Source organism: Micromonospora sp. CPCC 205546 (assembly GCF_036902715.1).
Lineage (GTDB): Bacteria > Actinomycetota > Actinomycetes > Mycobacteriales > Micromonosporaceae > Micromonospora.
Map to the genome: position 1 here is coordinate 20,171 of NZ_JBAKHL010000036.1, position 14,779 is coordinate 34,949.

Below are 14,779 nucleotides of genomic sequence, written 5' to 3' on the forward strand. Positions count from 1 at the left end.
CCTTGGGCTTGGTGGGCGCGAGGAACCACACGAACGAGCCCGTAGGGCTCCCCGCGTCCGTTCTGTTGGTGGGTCAGATCCAGTCGGAGACGTCGTCGGCGTCGGTCGACGAGGAAGCCGCGGGCTTGCTGCCGTTGGCGGTGGCGGCCGGCGTCTTCGCGGCCGGCTTGCCCTGCGTGGGCAGGGTGATGGTGGGTGCGTCAACGTCGGGCAGGTCCAAGGCGGTCGGCACGACCGGCATCGGCCGGTCACTGGCCGGGATGCTCGGGTCGATGACGTCGACCAGCGGGGAACCCACCTCAGCGGTGAGGACCTCGCGGCGTTTGATGTCGAACCGCAGGTACGCGGCGTTGCGGTCAGAGGCCCGCTCGACGAGAGCGGTAGAGGCGTGGCAGGTGACCGCGATGCGGTCGAGACGCCCTTCCAGGTCGGCCATGGAGAGGCCGGGGCGTAGGTAGACCCAGACCCGCTCACCGACGGGGGTCGGCTTGGCCCAGAGGATCAGCGGCAGGCTGCCGGACTGGTTGGCGATGATGAACTGCGCGAAGCACACGCGCAGTCGGTGCCGCACGATCAGGCACCAGGCCCAGGCGACTACGGCACGGCGGATGGTGGGAACGGCGGCGGGGACACCGACGACCAGGGCGACGACCACGAGGGTCACGACCGCCGGGGTGTGGTTGGCCAGCTGCACCCAGAAGGTGAGTGCCATGACCGTCAACACGATCTCGGGAAGCCACCACCACAGCAGCCGCAGCACCGGCCAGATACGCACGAGCACCCAGGCGAGCCCGCCGAGGGGAACACCGACGGCGACGGCGACGAACAGGGCCACGATGGGGTGCGTGTAGGAGGTGGCCACGGCGGCGGTCAGGATGCCGGTGATGACGGCGGTGAGGATGAACGCCAAGCGGGCGTTGCGGGCCGAGGAGCGGTGGACCTTGGCCTCGATGACGGTGATGGTGCCGTTGGACTTCCGTCCGAACGAGCGGCGAGGGCTAGACTTGGACACGACACGTCCTCCCAATCGCGAGTTGGGGTGGATGGGTTGGAGAGCACGGGGTCGGCAGGTGTAGGAGCCAGTACCGGCCCCACGCTCGATTTCCTGAGCTGACCGGGGTCAGCGGTTACGCAGCTGTTGGGCGATCAGGCCCATGCGGATGCGCTCGTCCTCGTCGAGGACGACGACCTCGTTGCCGGCGCGTTCCAGGTCGCGCTTCTGACGGTCGATGTGCTTCGGGTCGGCCTTCACCTCATGCGATCGGCCGTTCGGGTCGGTGGCGAAGATGAACTTGCGGGCCACGTCAGGGCCTCCTTCGGTATGAGGGGTTCAGAGGCAGGCGACGAGCAGGGCAGAGATCCACAGGCACGCCGAGTGCAGGGACTGATCCGCCAGGTACATGCCGCAGATCGGCGACTGCCGGTCGGCGAAGTCGGGGCTGCCGGTGTGGATGAGCAGCCAACGCACCAGCCAACGCCGGTCGAGCAACGCGTGGGACACGGCCGAGAAACCCATGCCGGCGGCCAGGCCGAGGGCGGTGACGGGCAGGTCCAGCGCGGCGATGGCGACGGCCAGCATGACCGCCACCACGAGGTGGTAGGCCAGCACGTGGCCCAGGAGGTGGCGCCAGCCGTGCCAGCCCGGCGCGGCTTTGTGGGCGGCTTGCTTGTCGGACTGGCCGAACACGTGATCGGCCACCTGATGGCCGGCGGAGAACGTCGCCGCGACAACGGCGAACACGACAGCGGAAACGAGCATGACAACCACTCCCAGCGTGTGGGCAGACGGGTTGGAAGGGCAGGCGGGGCCGGCAGGTGTAGGAGCCAGTACCGACCCCGCGCCATATCGAAAGGGCAACCATCGGTTGCCAGGGCCGGGAGAGTAGGAGCCAGAAACACTCCCGGACCGATGGATCAGATCAGCGGACCATCAGGCCGCTTCACGTACGACACCAGAGGCTCACACAGCACGGGTGAGCGAAGGACCTACTTTGCCGCCGAGGTGCCAGCCTTCGGCTTCAGCGAGATCGCACGGAACGCGACGCCGTTACGCCCGTTGGTCGCCCACGGGATGGCCTCCAACTGCTCGACAGCGACGAGCTGTCCCACCGTCACGCCCGGCTTCTCACCCGCCGTGGTGATGGTGATGATCTCGCCGCCAGTCTCGTCGAGAACGAAGACCTGGGTCGACCACATGAGCCGGCCAGTGTTCTTCTCCGACCGCTGATTGCCGTTCTGGTCGTTCTTCGGCTCCGGGTCCTTCGTCACCTGAACCTGCTTGCTCTGGGTGTCCACGTACAGCTTCACGAGAAACCTCCTGTGTCTCGGGCCAGTTGTTGAGCTTGTCCCCGGTGGACTCTTGCTCGTGGCCTCTGCGGATAAGGCTCTCGAAAAGCGGAGGACACCCCATCCCATGAGCTGGACGACTATGGGACGTCTAGGTTACTGTCTACTCGTCCCTAGTCGTCCCTTGAGGAGGGTCGAATGGCAAACGACCGGCTACGCGATGCCATCCTGCGCAATGGGCTGACCCCGGGCACGGTGGCCGAAAAAATCGGTGTCGACCCAAAGACGGTAGAGCGGTGGATCACCCAAGACCGGACTCCCTATCCACGTCACCGGCACGCGATCGCGGCCGTGGTGCGCGAAGACGTCCCCTACCTCTGGCCCAAGGCGGTGACGCCGGAGAGGGCGTCGAGAATCGGACAGAGCGAGTTGCTCCAGATCTACTCCCGGCGATCCTCCGTACCGTACGACCTCTGGGGTCGCCTGATCGAGCGAGCAGAGGAGCGGATTGACATCCTGGCCTACGCCGGTCTTTTCCTCGTCGAGCAGGACCCGAGGCTTATCGACGTCCTGCGTCAAAAGGGTATTGACGGCGTCGAGGTGACGATTCTGCTCGGTGACCCGACCAGTGAGGCGATCGAGCGGAGAAGCGTCGAGGAGGGTGCGCCCGGCCTCATGGCCGCGAAGATCGGCCAAGTCCAGCAGTACTACAACCGGCTCGAAGGCGCGCCCGGGGTGACGGTGCTCTACCACGACACGACGTTGTACAACTCGATCTACCGGTTCGATGACGAGATGTTGGTCAACATGCACGTACTCGGGCGCCACGCACCTCACGCACCCGTGATGCACCTGCGGCGGCTCAACGGCGGCGACCTGTTCGGCACCTACTCCGACAGCTTCGACCGGGTCCGGAAGGCCTCGAAGCCCCAGCCGGGCAGCGAGGTGGCAGCCTAGGGCCATGGCGAGAACCGAGCACTACCACGACCCGAACGCGCCGAAGGCCAACAGCATCGTGGTGGCGGTCTCCGTCTTCGCCCGAGACGAGGCCGGCCGGGTGCTGCTCATCCAGCGCACCGACAACGGCCTGTGGTCACTGCCCGGAGGCGGCCAGGAGATCGGCGAGTCGGTCGCAGGAACCGCGGTGAGGGAGACCCAGGAGGAAACTGGCGTACGGGTCGAGGTGACCGGGATGGTCGGCGTCTACTCCGACCCTCGCCACGTAGTCGCCTACTCCGACGGTGAGGTACGACAGCAGTTCTCGCTCTGCCTGCGAGCGGTACCCGTCGGCGGCACCCCGACGCCGAGTGACGAGTCAAGCAACGTCCGATGGGTCGCCCGTGACGAGCTGGGCGCGCTCGACATCCACCCGTCGACCCTGCTCCGCATTACCCATGGCTACGAGGAACGCCCCGAGCCCTACATCGGCTGAACGACGCTGCCCGAGAGTCGGCGCTGAGTTCGCTGCACGGCGGCGACCATCTCTGGTTCCGCCCGGCGGATGAACCGGGTCACCAGGTGCTCCGGCCCGTACCGCGACCGGATCTCCGCGAGCCGTTCCAGCACCTCGAAGTCTTGCCCGTCCGGCCCGGTCGTCATGTCGGAGAAGCAGAGCGCGTCGGTTACCGGCGTCTCTTCCCGAGGGAACTCGGCGGCCAGGACGCCGCCGAGCCCACGTTCTTCCGCTTCCAGCCACGCGCAGGAGTGGTGGGCCACCAGAGCGGCGATCCGCTCATTGAACTGCTCGCGCCGAAGCCAACGGCCACCGTCGAGGGAGTGAAAGCCGGTGTCGACCAAGTCGGGGCTGTAGCCCACGTCATGCAGCCACGCGGAGGCTACGAGTACATCGCGGTCCTCGGCGGGAACCGCCCCGCTGATCCTGTCCGCTTTGGCGGCGACCGCCTGGACGTGACTCCACCGACGAGGTAGCGGCTTCGCCAGCAGGTGTCGCGCAACTTCCCGGGCGGTATCGACGAAGGCGGCCATGCCGTCAGGGTACGGAGCGCACTCAGCCCACGCCATCCCGTGTCCGGACGGTGGCGAGGCAGGGCCGGCCGGCTGCCGGCTGCCGGCTGCCGGCGTGTGATCCGACAGCTGATGTGCGACGCAGCTCTGCCAGGTGATGTGCGACGGGTGGTCTAGGAAACTGAGGTAGCGATCCGCGGTCGCTGGGCTTTGATGCTACGGACTGGCTGCGTGGTCGTGCGTCGGATGACCTTGGTGTCGCCGTCGGTGAGTTCGATGGCCAGGGTTGTTTCGGACACGGTCACGGTGACTGTCTGGTGGCGGTGCAGCCGGCCGAGGGCTACTTTCTGGCCGGCGACCATGATGATCCCGCTGTTGGAAGCCCTCCGTTGCACCCGAACGGGTTCGATGGAGGGTCGTGGTGGTGGTCCTGCCGGTCGGGCTCCACGCAGGCGCTTCATCTGTTCCGGGCGGAGTGGGTTGGCGCGGGTGCGCAGCAGTTCGCGGGTGTCCAGGTCGTAGAACATAAGGGTGGTCGGCTCGATGCGGATGCCGACGCGGCGGCCGGCGAGGATCTCTGCGGCCAGGACGATGTGTTGGCCCAGTGAGACCCCGCCGCCTCGGTTGACGCAGCGTTCGACCTCGATGGCGTCGCCGTCCTCGATCGGCGGCAGCGGTGCGGGGCCGGCCGGGACGGCGCCCTGGCGAACGAGGGTGGCCAGGTCGTTGACGCTCAGGTGAGACCGGACGGTCTTGATCCGGATGCCGGCGATGAGGACGTGGATCAGGTCGCAGTCGGCCCAGATCCGGGCCACCATGCCGGCCCGGTGGGTGCCCATCCAGAACTGGCGTTGGCAGACCATCAGATTGCCCGATGCCGGGACGACCCGGTCGAACTCCACGGGTCCACCCGGCTCCACCGCCGTCTCCTGAGCCTGGACCGGTGGTGCGTCGGCTGCCACCGGCTGGACCTCGGTGGAGGGGACGGGGTCCAGGGTGGGCGGCAGCCACAGGTCGACCAGCGTCCGCTGCTGGGCTCCGACCGGCTGGAACCGGTCAGCAGGGGTGACCGGTGTTCTCGGGTCGAGGGCCTGGTGGGGCCGGTCGGTGTTGTAGTGCAGGACATATGCGTCCACCGCGGCCTGGGCTTCCCGGAGGCTGGTGAACGCCTCGGCGGTGTCGAGGAAGTCCGGGCGGACGGTGCCGTGGAACCGTTCCACCTTGCCGTTCTGGTTCGGTGAAGCCGGCGCGGTGAGCCGGTGCGTGATGCCGTTGTGGCGGCAGATCTTGTCGAACAGCACCTCACCGGTGCGGGGACGATACTTGCCGAACCGGTCGGTGAACTGCTTGCCGTTGTCGGTGATGATCTCCTCCGGGACCCCGAACCGGGTCAGGGCCTCCGCCAGCGCCAGACACACCGCCCGGCCGGTGGCCCGTTCGACGACCTTCGCGATCACGCAGTACCGGGAGTGGTCGTCAACGGCGGTGACCAGCTTCGCCTCCCGCAGCACACCAGTGGCCGGGTTGACCAGCTGCACTCCGCCGACGATGTCCATCTGCCACAACTGCATCGGCGCAGGCCGTTCCCACCGCTTATACGAGTCCTTCGGCCGTTTCCGGGGCCGGACCCGCAGCAGCCCCTGCCGCTGCAAAATCCTGTCGATCGTCCGCTCCGACGGCACCACCAGATCCTCGACCACCCACGGCCCGGCCTTGCGCAGCATCTCCAACCGGATCCGCCGCGACCCCCATCGAGGATGCTCCCGACGCATCTCCGCCACCGCGACCTCGACCGCCTCCGCCACCTGACCAGGGCACGAGTGAGGCCGGTGCGACCGGTCGGCCAACCCCGCCAACTGCTCAGTCAGATACCGGCCCACCCACCGATGCACCGTCGACCGATGCACCCCACAGTTGGCGGCCACCTCCACCACATCCGACCCGGCCAGCACCGCACGGACCGCGTCCAACCGCTGCTCGACAACCGACAAGACAACCAGCGCCAATCCCGGCCTCCCCGAGTCCCGACGCCCCGCGGAGACGTCGGGCTCAGAGTGCCGAAACCGACCACTGTCGCAGATCACCTGGCGGACGCGTGTCGCACATCAGCCGACGGAGGACATGCCGGCTGCCGGCGAAGTGGTTCAAACTTTCTGTACGTCTTCAAGGCGGCCCTGAACGGGCCGCACGCGCCGCCGCCTGGGCGCGCGTCCGTCGCTTCGCTGGCGCTCCGACTCCGGCCCCGCAACACGCCCGGCGGCTGGCGCGGAGAGCGGGAAGCCCGGAGGGGCCGCCGCATGACGACAGCAGCGTTGACCGGGTGGTGGTGGGCCGGCAGCCGGCCGGGCCGCGCGGCCATGAGCCCGCGCGGCGTAGGGGAGGGCACGCCGGCCGCCTCGGCGAGCTGCCGGCGGTCGCGGGGTGGCGGTTACTGCGCCTCCGGCGGGGGCGCTCCGGCTCCAGGATGGCCGGGGCTCCGTCGGCGGGTCACGGTCCGTGGGTGGTTGCGGTAGGCCATCCCGCCTGCCCTCGACCCGGGCAAGCCGAGCAGACCACCGCCCGACCCGCCAGCGTCCGAACGTGCGTCAAGGTCCGCTTGACGTGGCGGGCCGGGCGGCGGCCCGCTCCCCAGGAGGGCGGGTCGACGGCAGACGGGATGGCAACCCGCTCGGTGGGCGCGGGTTTGCATCCCCGCCCGCTTCGTCAGCGTCCCTAAGGAGTTCGGCGATTAGTTCCTCTTCGTCTGGCAACCCTCGGCGAACCAGAATCGCCTTGTAGGCGTCAATGAGCAGTGCCCAATTTGAAGACCATTTCTCTCGATTTTGCTCGGTGTCATCGCGAAGGCTTCCACCGTGAGCAATCTTCGATCGGATGTTATACGCCTTTTTGGCTTTATTGAAATATGCCAGGCGACTTTTGGATGCGCCTTGAAGTTGCGCCAAGTAAAGAGCGAGCTTAAAAGATACCTCGCTCTGCACTTTTGGGAAGAGGGATTCGAGACCCGTCCACATTTGAAGGATCCCCTGACCCATGTTCGTCGTTTGAGGAACCGAGAGGATCGTGTCTTCCAGCACGTGCAACACAGGCTGCTTCTTGACCAGGTCGCGCCACAGTTCGGCCTCCCTGGTCGCCTCCGCAACGAGCTTCGCCGATACGCGACGTGTGGCACCCAGGGCGGCCATCCCGCCGCTGCTCGTAGCGGCCGGCCAGATCTCAACAACCTCCTCCTTCGAGGCGATCCGCTTTGCCTGCCCGTGGCGCGGGTCATTTTCGTCGCACGCTGCCCCGCTGATATTCGAGAAGTCGTTGATGCTGTGCGTCGACACCATCGGTACCCCGAACGGCGCCACCCCCGAAGCAAGCAAGGCAACAGTGATAGATCGGAAGCTCTGAACTGCTGCATCCGCCGTATCTGCCTTGACACGGAACTCCAGATTGCAGCTATTTGCATAAGAGTCGGCTAGCTGATAAGGCACGTGCATCTTGTGTTGAGTGGCCAGCAAAGCCCAATCGAATATTGCTACGCCCCAAGCTCGGGGAATAAGACGACACGACTCTGCCCCTCCCGCTTCGCCATCCGGGACGAGGCCGAGGGCCATGATGTAGAACGACGGCATGTCTACAGCCTGGGGGCATCGCGTGGTTGAGCGCATCAGCAATACGGGCCAGACCAGGCATCCGGAGGCTGGCCGGGCGGCTCGTGGGACTAGCGGCAGGCTCCCCACGAGCCCGTGCTGGGTGACCACTGGGTGACGACGGCCGCGACCAGTGCCGCTGCGGCCCGATAGGGGTGGCGCCGAGGTACGCGATGTACCCGTCGCACGCGGTAGGTTCCCGGCATGCAGGCGACGCCCCGGCCGATCCATGAAGCAACCGCCAGTCACGCCGACGCGATCAACGCGCTTGGCAGCCGCGCGTTCGGAGTCAACTGGAGCCTTGCGTTCCCCCGCCCAGGGAACCTACAGAGGACAATCACCAAAGCGCCCCGAAACGGTTGGGCCTTCACCGTTACCCTCGAAGACAATCAGGTGAGCGGGTTCGCAGTGATCAAGCCCCACATGGGCGAAGGCCAGGTCATGCTCGAAAGCGTCTGGTGCGAACTCGGGTTTGTCACCGTCGCGGACACTCATCGCGGGCACGGCCTTGGAACCGACCTCGTCGTCGACGCGCAGCGCCGCGCCCTCGCCGCCGGCCGGCTCGGCATGATGGCCACGATCCACGCCAAATCCGCCGGCTGGTACACCGGCCTCGGCTGGCACGTCGGTGACCACGGCCACGCCCTCGTGATCCCCGACGTTCGCACCCGACGCTACGGACCGATGGTGTGGGTTCATCAGCCCAGGATGACCCACCCACGTTGGGCGTGGACCCGCCTCGACCCCGCCCGACCCGTTACCGCCTGGACATCTCGCGGCGGACGCGTCGCCCAGCGTGATCTCATCGTTGAGCTGGCCGCACAAGCAGCGTGGACCTAACAGAGCCCCGTCCCGGAGCGATTACCAGCGCTCCGACCGCCTGCCGACGCGGGGCTTGGGCGTGACTGTCGACAGCAACGGTGACAGCAACCGGCGTAGACGCAGCCACACAGTTGAAACCGAGGCCGGACGGTGGCCCGAGGCCGATGACGCCGACGGACACCGCCGGACAGAGCGCCCAGAACTTACAAGCGAGGGGTCGGCCGGGCCGTCTACGAGCCGTCTGGACCGGTTGCTGGGCCGTCAAACGCCGACCAGAGATGGCGTCATGGGCAGGGCTTGGCGCTGTGGGGTATCTCTTGAGCGTGACTCGTATGGATGAGATCAGGCGGGTTGCCCGCCAGTGGGCAAGGGACAACTCGACCTACGCTCCTGTCTACAACGGAGCCATGAGGCTGGCGCTCATGGTCGAGCAAGGTGACGTCGAGTTTTGTTGCGCTGACGCTGAAGAGGCGGACGTGGCGTGGTTCAGCTGGTACCCGTGGAAGCTCGTATGTGAGATCCACGCGATGGCGAGTGGGCTGCCGGCAGCCACGACCAGCGCGGGGGTGGTTTGCGACGGGTGCGGCGCGAAGATCACTAGCGATGGCGAAACGGTCGCCGCGAGGCTGGACGAGCGAGTAGTGATTCAGGTTGCCATCTGCCAATCCTGCCCACCGCCGCCAAGCTGAGCCGCCCCCGGGCAAGAGCAGGTCCAGGCCGTCGCCAGGCCGTCGGAGGCCGATTGCGAGCAACCAACAACGACCACTGATGACAACGTCTGCCCAGGTGACAAGGTGTGGCCAGCCTAATGACCAGGCTGGCCGCTACCTCCTTACCTGTAGTTGGTGAACTGGAGGGCGACGCCGAAGTCCTCGCCCTTGAGCAGCGCGATGACGGCCTGGAGGTCGTCGCGCTTCTTGCCGGTGACGCGCAGCTGGTCGCCCTGGATCTGGGCCTGGACGCCCTTGGGGCCCTCGTCGCGGATCTTCTTGCTGATCGCCTTGGCCTTGTCGGAGTCGATGCCCTGGATCACCTTGCAGTCGATCTTGAAGATCTTGCCCGACGAGCGGGGGTCGCCGGCGTCCAGTGACTTCAGCGAGATGTTCCGCTTGATGACCTTCTCCTTGAAGACCTCCAGCGCCGCCCGCACCCGCTCCTCGGTCTCCGCCTGGAGGCTGATCGCCTCCTCGCCCGACCAGGAGATCTCGGCGCCGGTGCCCCGGAAGTCGAACCGCGTCGCGAGCTCCTTCTCCGCCTGACGGAGGGCGTTGTCGACCTCCTGGCGGTCGACCTTGCTCACGATGTCGAACGACGGGTTCGCTGCCATGCTCATGCTCCTGCTGTCCGGCGGTCTGTGGTCCTTCGTCCCCCGCTGACCAGCGGTACGACCCCCTGACGGTACCCGGTTGCGCCGATGCCGGGGTGAGCCGCTATCCTTGCTTCCGCTGCCGCGTTACGACGCGGTGGGGTGCCCTGGCGGGTTGCCCGAGCGGCCAATGGGAGCGGACTGTAAATCCGTCGCGAAAGCTACAGAGGTTCGAATCCTCTACCCGCCACCAGGTGCGATTACGGCCCCTGACCAGCAGAGATGCTGATCGGGGGCCGTTGTCGTTGATCTAGCCGAGTCTGGCTGAGTCCAGCCGATCACGACTGGTTGTGGGCAGATAGTGGGCAGGTCGATCATGCCCGTTCCTCGGCCGAGCGCTCGGGTCGCGGACGGCGTCGCCTGGGCGGCTGAGGCGGTCTGTGGGTACGGGAGTCAGGCCGGGGGCAAGCCAGTCCGGGGTTTGGACTGGCGCGGCAGCCGGAAGCCCTGAGCGGGTTGCTGGGCTGACTTGGTCGGCTTCCGTACCGCCTGGAGCTGATGCGGCCCTGTGAGTTCTCCGTCGTGGGGGGCGGCTGCCCGGCGGCCGTCGGTGGCTGACCGCCCCGGCGCCGCAGGCGACCGGGGCGGCTTGCCGCCGGCCGGGCTCACCGCCCCGCACCGCGCGAAGCGCGGTGCCTTGATCCAGAACAGAAGAAATCGGCAGTGGTTTCTTGAATGCTTGAATGCCAATACCAGCGAGAATCTTGCTCGGGCCCGGCTCGCGCTCTGCCGTCGCGCCCGTCTCCCTCGCTGCGCCCTAGACTGGGGCACTCTTGGTCGGTACGGTTATCCATCTGGCACTGATGCATGATGTCCATAGGAGTACGATGCGCACTGACAGTGACGTCACACGGAGATTTGAACTGGCGCAAGATGCGTTAGTTCTCCAGGCGTCTGACCTGTCTCTTGAAACTGTGGCCTCGATGGTTGAAAGTGAGGCTATCGATGTCCGCCCCCAGTTTCAGCGTCGCGAAAGGTGGGATCCAGCTAAGCAGTCGGCTCTAATAGAGTCTTTCTTGCTTAACATACCGGTGCCTCCCGTGTACCTTGCCGAAGATGATTTCGGAAGCTATTCAGTGATCGATGGAAAGCAGCGACTGACGGCGATACACGAGTTTATGAGGAATCGTCTCACTCTTTCACTCCTCGGAAGGTTTGAAGAGCTCAACGGATACCGTTTTAAGGATCTTCCGCCTTCACTCAAAAACGCGCTACTCGTCCGCCCGTATATTCGAGCAGTTACATTGCTGCGTCAGAGCGACCCGGCAACTAAATACGAGGTCTTCCATCGCCTAAACTCAGGCGGTCAGCCGCTCAACGCACAGGAGATCCGTAACGTAATCTATCGAGGCAGCCTTAACGACCTACTCGTGACGCTGTCCGAAAACTCTTTCCTTCGTCACCAGTTGAAGATTCGTGATACTAGGTCCCCGGCATACAGGGCAATGCTCGATGTGGAATATGTGTTGCGGTATTTTACCCTGATGGACACTTGGCAGCAATTTTCGGGCGACTTTCGTTGGTCAATGGATGCCTTCATGCAGAGGAATCAGAACCCCGACCCGAAGTCGCTAAAAGATTTGTCGTCTGATTTTCTGAGCGCGATAAGCGGGTGCGAACGGCTCTGGGGCGTTAACGCATTCAAGCGTCCCGATCGAGGTGCATGGCGAGATCAGGCCTTGGCTGGAATGTATGACAGCCAGATGATTGCTGTGAGCCTCGTTTCCCCGGCGGTTATTGAGAAACTAGGACGCAAGAAGGGGCGCGCTGAGCAAATCACTCGAGAGCTTTTCGAGGACGAGAATTTTGAGGATGCCGTCCGTGTCGCCACCAATACGCCCTCGAAGGTGAAATACAGAGTCAGCAAAATGGCCGATGCGTTGCGCGAGGCGGCTGAATAGCGTATGTCGGTTACACGTCGCAACTTCTTGGACAGAGTCGTTGCCGTGCAGGATGCACTCGCCCAGCCACTTCTCATTGACCAAGCGCTAACTGACGTCTCCCACAATAATCGGGCTAGGATTCTGCGTAACGGCCTAATGGTCGTGACATTCAGCGCGCTTGAAGATTTCATACGCGAAAGATCTGCAGAAGTATTAGGTTACATCAGTCGAACGGCGCTCGTCTTCTCCGATCTCCCGCGTGACTTAGTTCTTGCGGCCACCGTGGAAGTCATGCGAGCGGCTCACGCTCATGCAAAAATGGCGAGCCGTCAGGGGGACGATCCGGTACCTTTGCTGCAACAGGCCGCGTCTGAGGTCGCTAGCACGCTCACTGGTCCGCTGCACATATCAAAGTTCTCGTTGGGCTACAATGGCTCTAACGTAGGTGCTGATGAAGTGAGTTCTATTCTAAAGACACTACATGCTGCGGATCCTTGGAATGAAATGACAAGACTCGGTTCTCGGGTCGGACTGGGTGGGGTGCCACTCCGGGACGCATACGCCCAAGGGCTGAGACTGCGCAATCGGGCAGCGCACAAGGCGGACTCCAATATTCAGCCGAGCGAGTTGCTGACTTTCTGTCAGCAGGCTAAGGCAATCGCTCTTGGGTTTGATCTTCTTGCAAGTAGGGCGGCACGTCTAATTCATGATAGCGTCACTAGCTTTGCGCAAGCCTCACGTCCGAAGCTAGCGGATGACATTTCGATCATCTTTGTCGACTTTGATGGAAGGCGTTATGCCTGCAAGAAGGAGAAAGCTCGCCGAGCGCTGAAGACCGATCCTGACCGAAATGCTGCCTGGTTGTATGCAATTTCGAAAGCCCGGCTGAGCTACGATGCTGTAGTGGAAAGAGATAAGAGTGGAACGGCAATCCGTTGGGAGAGTACAGACTGCGCTTAAGTGAACCGGCTTTGTTTGGAACCTGGCAGGCTCTGGCCATCCGTTGACACTCGCAGCGTGACTCGCGTCAGGCTGCGCCCTTGCTACGGTTGCAGCGTCGGCTGCTGTTGACCAGGGGTTTGCCATCATCGCCGACCTCATTTACCCGGCCGTTCAATGGCAGGTGGGTTTTAGCCGATAGACTCGGGCGACCCTCTCGACTCCTCTTCCTCTCCGCGTTACGCTCTCGTATTCGATCAAGAGTGCCCCGACCTCGATGCCAAATAGGTCCGCTAGTTCTGCATCCGCAGCAACCTCACGCTGCCTCGTTTCTATACCGCTGCATCGATTTGGGTCGTGATCGTAGGAGTTTGCCTGGGCGTAGGTACCCCTACCATGCTCGGTATTCGCCAAACCCTCGTTCCGGAGAGCAGCTATGGCCCTGCGGACTGTGCCGCGGCTCGCCCGAAACTCGACGGTGAGCACGCTCTCGGCTGGCAGGAGAGCGCCAGGTGGAATGACGCCGCTCTCGATGCGTTCCCGGAGTTCGTCCGCGATCACGCGGTAAAGGGGCTGTCCGTAGTGCGGGGTGGGCACCTGCTCACGGTACCTGGCACTTGTCGTACCAAGTGCCAACCAAGCGACCCGTTTCGACGTATAGACAACACGTCCACTTGTAGGTACGTTTCTCTGTGTGTAGCCAGGCTGACGGCACGTGTCAGGGGTGGTCTCGTGTCGGCCCTGGTCGCACCTGATGCGCGGCGTCCTGTCGGACCGGTTGCGGTAGCCGCGCGTACAAGTTGGCTCGGCGATACCCGACCCGTCTGCGTCGGACGGTGCGCCGTGCCTTCATCCGGGCCGGTGGCTGGCTGCATTTCCCCCGTAGCTGGCCACCGGTCCCCGCCTACTGTGGAGGTGCGATGTCCGGCTCTCATCGTCGGCGCCGCTGGTTCTCGTCCTGGTGGTCCTGGCGGCGTCCGTCGACCCGGGCCACCAGCTTTAACGCCTTGTCGCGTCCCCGATCGGTTTCTGTCCCGCCCTCGCATCGGTGGCCCTCGGGGCCGACGCGGGAGCTGCCCGCGCTGCGGTACGCGCCACTGATGACGCGGGCGCAGCTGTACCGGGGTAGCGGTGGGCGGTGGCCGCGGTGAGCCGTACGAGCAAACCGGCTGACGTCACGAGCCACCCGGACTGGTGCGCCCCGGATCGCTGCGGCCACCTGGTGCCGCCGCTGATGACGCATATGGCCCGTCGCCATCGGGGCCTGATGTACCGGGTCGGTGATACCCAAGCGAGCGGCCACATCGTCACGTACCTCATCGGTGCCGACCCCACGGCGCCCCTGATCGCGGTTCACGCGACGTGCCGGGCCGGGATGGGCTGGGCGGAGTTGCCGTTGCCGCAGGTCGTCCAACTGGTCGAGCATCTGCGCGAGCTGCTTAAGCAAGCTGGCGGCCAGAAGGGGGCCGACGATGAGTGAAGACGAACCCATGACGGAGCGTCAGCCGTCGTCCTCGATCGAGCCGGCCGTGTGCCCGATGTGGTGCCGGGGCTGCGGGCCGAACGATCCGATGCACCGGGGCTTGCCGTCCACCATCGGGCGGGAGCGGACCGGCTGGGTGACCGTTCAACTGCTCGTCGACCGGTTCGCGCGCCGGGGCCTGGCCGTGAAGCTCGATGCGACCCGCTACGGCGCAACGCAGACCGTGCTCATGTCGCCGGCGCAGGTCGACCGGCTCATCGACGAGCTGACCCGTGCCCGCCTGGAGATGCTGGCGCCGATTGGCCGACACGAACGGGCGGGGGAGACGCAGTGAACTCCAGCAGCCGTCGGGCTGTAGCCGCCCCTCGTACTCCCGGCGCTCGCCGCGGGCAGTCACCGC

At 65.0% G+C, this 14,779-nt stretch carries 16 protein-coding genes and 1 tRNA gene; 8 read left to right on the plus strand and 9 right to left on the minus strand.

Going from position 1 to position 14,779, the window contains the following annotated elements:
- Positions 1-73 precede the first annotated feature (73 nt).
- The 4 genes from V6U77_RS17855 to V6U77_RS17870 all read right to left on the minus strand — a co-directional run bounded on the left by V6U77_RS17855 (position 74) and on the right by V6U77_RS17870 (position 2,307).
- Positions 74-1,012 carry a hypothetical protein gene (locus tag V6U77_RS17855; protein ID WP_334607473.1) on the minus strand — a complete coding sequence of 313 codons (939 nt, stop codon included), beginning with the start codon at positions 1,010-1,012 and terminating at the stop codon, positions 74-76.
- A 108-nt stretch (positions 1,013-1,120) separates the two neighbouring features.
- On the minus strand, positions 1,121-1,303 hold the full coding sequence (locus tag V6U77_RS17860) for a hypothetical protein (RefSeq protein WP_334607474.1): 183 nt from the start codon (positions 1,301-1,303) through the stop codon (positions 1,121-1,123).
- A 27-nt stretch (positions 1,304-1,330) separates the two neighbouring features.
- Positions 1,331-1,759 carry a DUF3307 domain-containing protein gene (locus tag V6U77_RS17865; protein ID WP_334607475.1) on the minus strand — a complete coding sequence of 143 codons (429 nt, stop codon included), beginning with the start codon at positions 1,757-1,759 and terminating at the stop codon, positions 1,331-1,333.
- A gap of 227 nt (positions 1,760-1,986) precedes the next feature.
- A complete protein-coding gene (locus V6U77_RS17870) occupies positions 1,987-2,307 on the minus strand; it encodes a hypothetical protein (RefSeq protein WP_089003163.1) in 321 nt (106 codons plus the stop codon).
- Positions 2,308-2,484: 177 nt separating this feature from the next.
- Here V6U77_RS17870 and V6U77_RS17875 point away from each other — a divergent pair, with 177 nt between their 5' ends.
- Together V6U77_RS17875 and V6U77_RS17880 are read left to right on the plus strand one after the other, a co-directional pair.
- On the plus strand, positions 2,485-3,243 hold the full coding sequence (locus V6U77_RS17875; protein WP_334607476.1) for an XRE family transcriptional regulator: 759 nt from the start codon (positions 2,485-2,487) through the stop codon (positions 3,241-3,243).
- A 4-nt stretch (positions 3,244-3,247) separates the two neighbouring features.
- Positions 3,248-3,718, plus strand: coding sequence for an NUDIX hydrolase (locus tag V6U77_RS17880; protein ID WP_334607477.1), 471 nt, complete (start codon positions 3,248-3,250; stop codon positions 3,716-3,718).
- Here V6U77_RS17880 and V6U77_RS17885 read toward each other — a convergent pair.
- From V6U77_RS17885 to V6U77_RS17895, 3 genes are all read right to left on the minus strand, one after another.
- Entirely contained in the window at positions 3,706-4,272 is a 567-nt protein-coding gene (locus V6U77_RS17885) for an HD domain-containing protein (protein WP_334607478.1), read from the minus strand. The two genes, V6U77_RS17880 and V6U77_RS17885, sit on opposite strands and share 13 nt — an antisense overlap.
- Before the next feature lie 152 nt (positions 4,273-4,424).
- Positions 4,425-6,335, minus strand: coding sequence for an IS481 family transposase (locus V6U77_RS17890; RefSeq protein ID WP_334607479.1), 1,911 nt, complete (start codon positions 6,333-6,335; stop codon positions 4,425-4,427).
- Positions 6,336-6,836: 501 nt separating this feature from the next.
- Entirely contained in the window at positions 6,837-7,868 is a 1,032-nt protein-coding gene (locus V6U77_RS17895) for a hypothetical protein (RefSeq protein ID WP_334607480.1), read from the minus strand.
- A 222-nt stretch (positions 7,869-8,090) separates the two neighbouring features.
- On the opposite strand from V6U77_RS17895, the gene V6U77_RS17900 reads away from it, so the two are divergent.
- Complete coding sequence (locus V6U77_RS17900) at positions 8,091-8,726, plus strand: GNAT family N-acetyltransferase (RefSeq protein WP_334607481.1); 636 nt, start codon at positions 8,091-8,093, stop codon at positions 8,724-8,726.
- 814 nt (positions 8,727-9,540) lie between these two features.
- Here V6U77_RS17900 and V6U77_RS17905 read toward each other — a convergent pair.
- The gene (locus V6U77_RS17905; RefSeq protein WP_089003198.1) at positions 9,541-10,035 is read right to left on the minus strand and encodes a YajQ family cyclic di-GMP-binding protein; all 495 of its coding nucleotides are present in this window, start codon (positions 10,033-10,035) and stop codon (positions 9,541-9,543) included.
- 148 nt (positions 10,036-10,183) lie between these two features.
- On the opposite strand from V6U77_RS17905, the gene V6U77_RS17910 reads away from it, so the two are divergent.
- The 3 genes from V6U77_RS17910 to V6U77_RS17920 all read left to right on the plus strand — a co-directional run bounded on the left by V6U77_RS17910 (position 10,184) and on the right by V6U77_RS17920 (position 12,917).
- Positions 10,184-10,267, plus strand: a tRNA-Tyr gene (locus V6U77_RS17910).
- Positions 10,268-10,901: 634 nt separating this feature from the next.
- A complete protein-coding gene (locus V6U77_RS17915) occupies positions 10,902-11,975 on the plus strand; it encodes a DUF262 domain-containing protein (RefSeq protein WP_334607482.1) in 1,074 nt (357 codons plus the stop codon).
- A gap of 45 nt (positions 11,976-12,020) precedes the next feature.
- The gene (locus tag V6U77_RS17920; protein ID WP_334607483.1) at positions 12,021-12,917 is read left to right on the plus strand and encodes a HEPN domain-containing protein; all 897 of its coding nucleotides are present in this window, start codon (positions 12,021-12,023) and stop codon (positions 12,915-12,917) included.
- A 153-nt stretch (positions 12,918-13,070) separates the two neighbouring features.
- On the opposite strand, the gene V6U77_RS17925 is transcribed toward V6U77_RS17920, so the two are convergent.
- A complete protein-coding gene (locus tag V6U77_RS17925; RefSeq protein WP_334607484.1) occupies positions 13,071-13,493 on the minus strand; it encodes a GntR family transcriptional regulator in 423 nt (140 codons plus the stop codon).
- Between the two features lie 550 nt (positions 13,494-14,043).
- Between V6U77_RS17925 and V6U77_RS17930 the strand changes: the two genes are divergently transcribed.
- The gene (locus V6U77_RS17930) at positions 14,044-14,376 is read left to right on the plus strand and encodes a hypothetical protein (protein WP_334607485.1); all 333 of its coding nucleotides are present in this window, start codon (positions 14,044-14,046) and stop codon (positions 14,374-14,376) included.
- Complete coding sequence (locus tag V6U77_RS17935) at positions 14,369-14,713, plus strand: precorrin-4 C11-methyltransferase (RefSeq protein WP_334607486.1); 345 nt, start codon at positions 14,369-14,371, stop codon at positions 14,711-14,713. Before V6U77_RS17930 ends, V6U77_RS17935 begins: the two co-directional genes overlap by 8 nt.
- The last annotated feature ends 66 nt before the right edge of the window (positions 14,714-14,779 follow it).

What these genes read in the sequence shown, in the direction of transcription:
- V6U77_RS17915 (WP_334607482.1), top strand. Translation starts at nt 10,902, where the DNA reads ATGCGCACTGACAGTGACGTCACACGGAGATTTGAACTGGCGCAAGAT.
- V6U77_RS17935 (WP_334607486.1), top strand. Translation starts at nt 14,369, where the DNA reads ATGAGTGAAGACGAACCCATGACGGAGCGTCAGCCGTCGTCCTCGATC.
- V6U77_RS17905 (WP_089003198.1), bottom strand. Translation starts at nt 10,035, where the DNA reads ATGGCAGCGAACCCGTCGTTCGACATCGTGAGCAAGGTCGACCGCCAG.
- V6U77_RS17880 (WP_334607477.1), top strand. Translation starts at nt 3,248, where the DNA reads ATGGCGAGAACCGAGCACTACCACGACCCGAACGCGCCGAAGGCCAAC.
- V6U77_RS17885 (WP_334607478.1), bottom strand. Translation starts at nt 4,272, where the DNA reads ATGGCCGCCTTCGTCGATACCGCCCGGGAAGTTGCGCGACACCTGCTG.
- V6U77_RS17895 (WP_334607480.1), bottom strand. Translation starts at nt 7,868, where the DNA reads ATGCCGTCGTTCTACATCATGGCCCTCGGCCTCGTCCCGGATGGCGAA.
- V6U77_RS17865 (WP_334607475.1), bottom strand. Translation starts at nt 1,759, where the DNA reads ATGCTCGTTTCCGCTGTCGTGTTCGCCGTTGTCGCGGCGACGTTCTCC.
- V6U77_RS17875 (WP_334607476.1), top strand. Translation starts at nt 2,485, where the DNA reads ATGGCAAACGACCGGCTACGCGATGCCATCCTGCGCAATGGGCTGACC.
- V6U77_RS17900 (WP_334607481.1), top strand. Translation starts at nt 8,091, where the DNA reads ATGCAGGCGACGCCCCGGCCGATCCATGAAGCAACCGCCAGTCACGCC.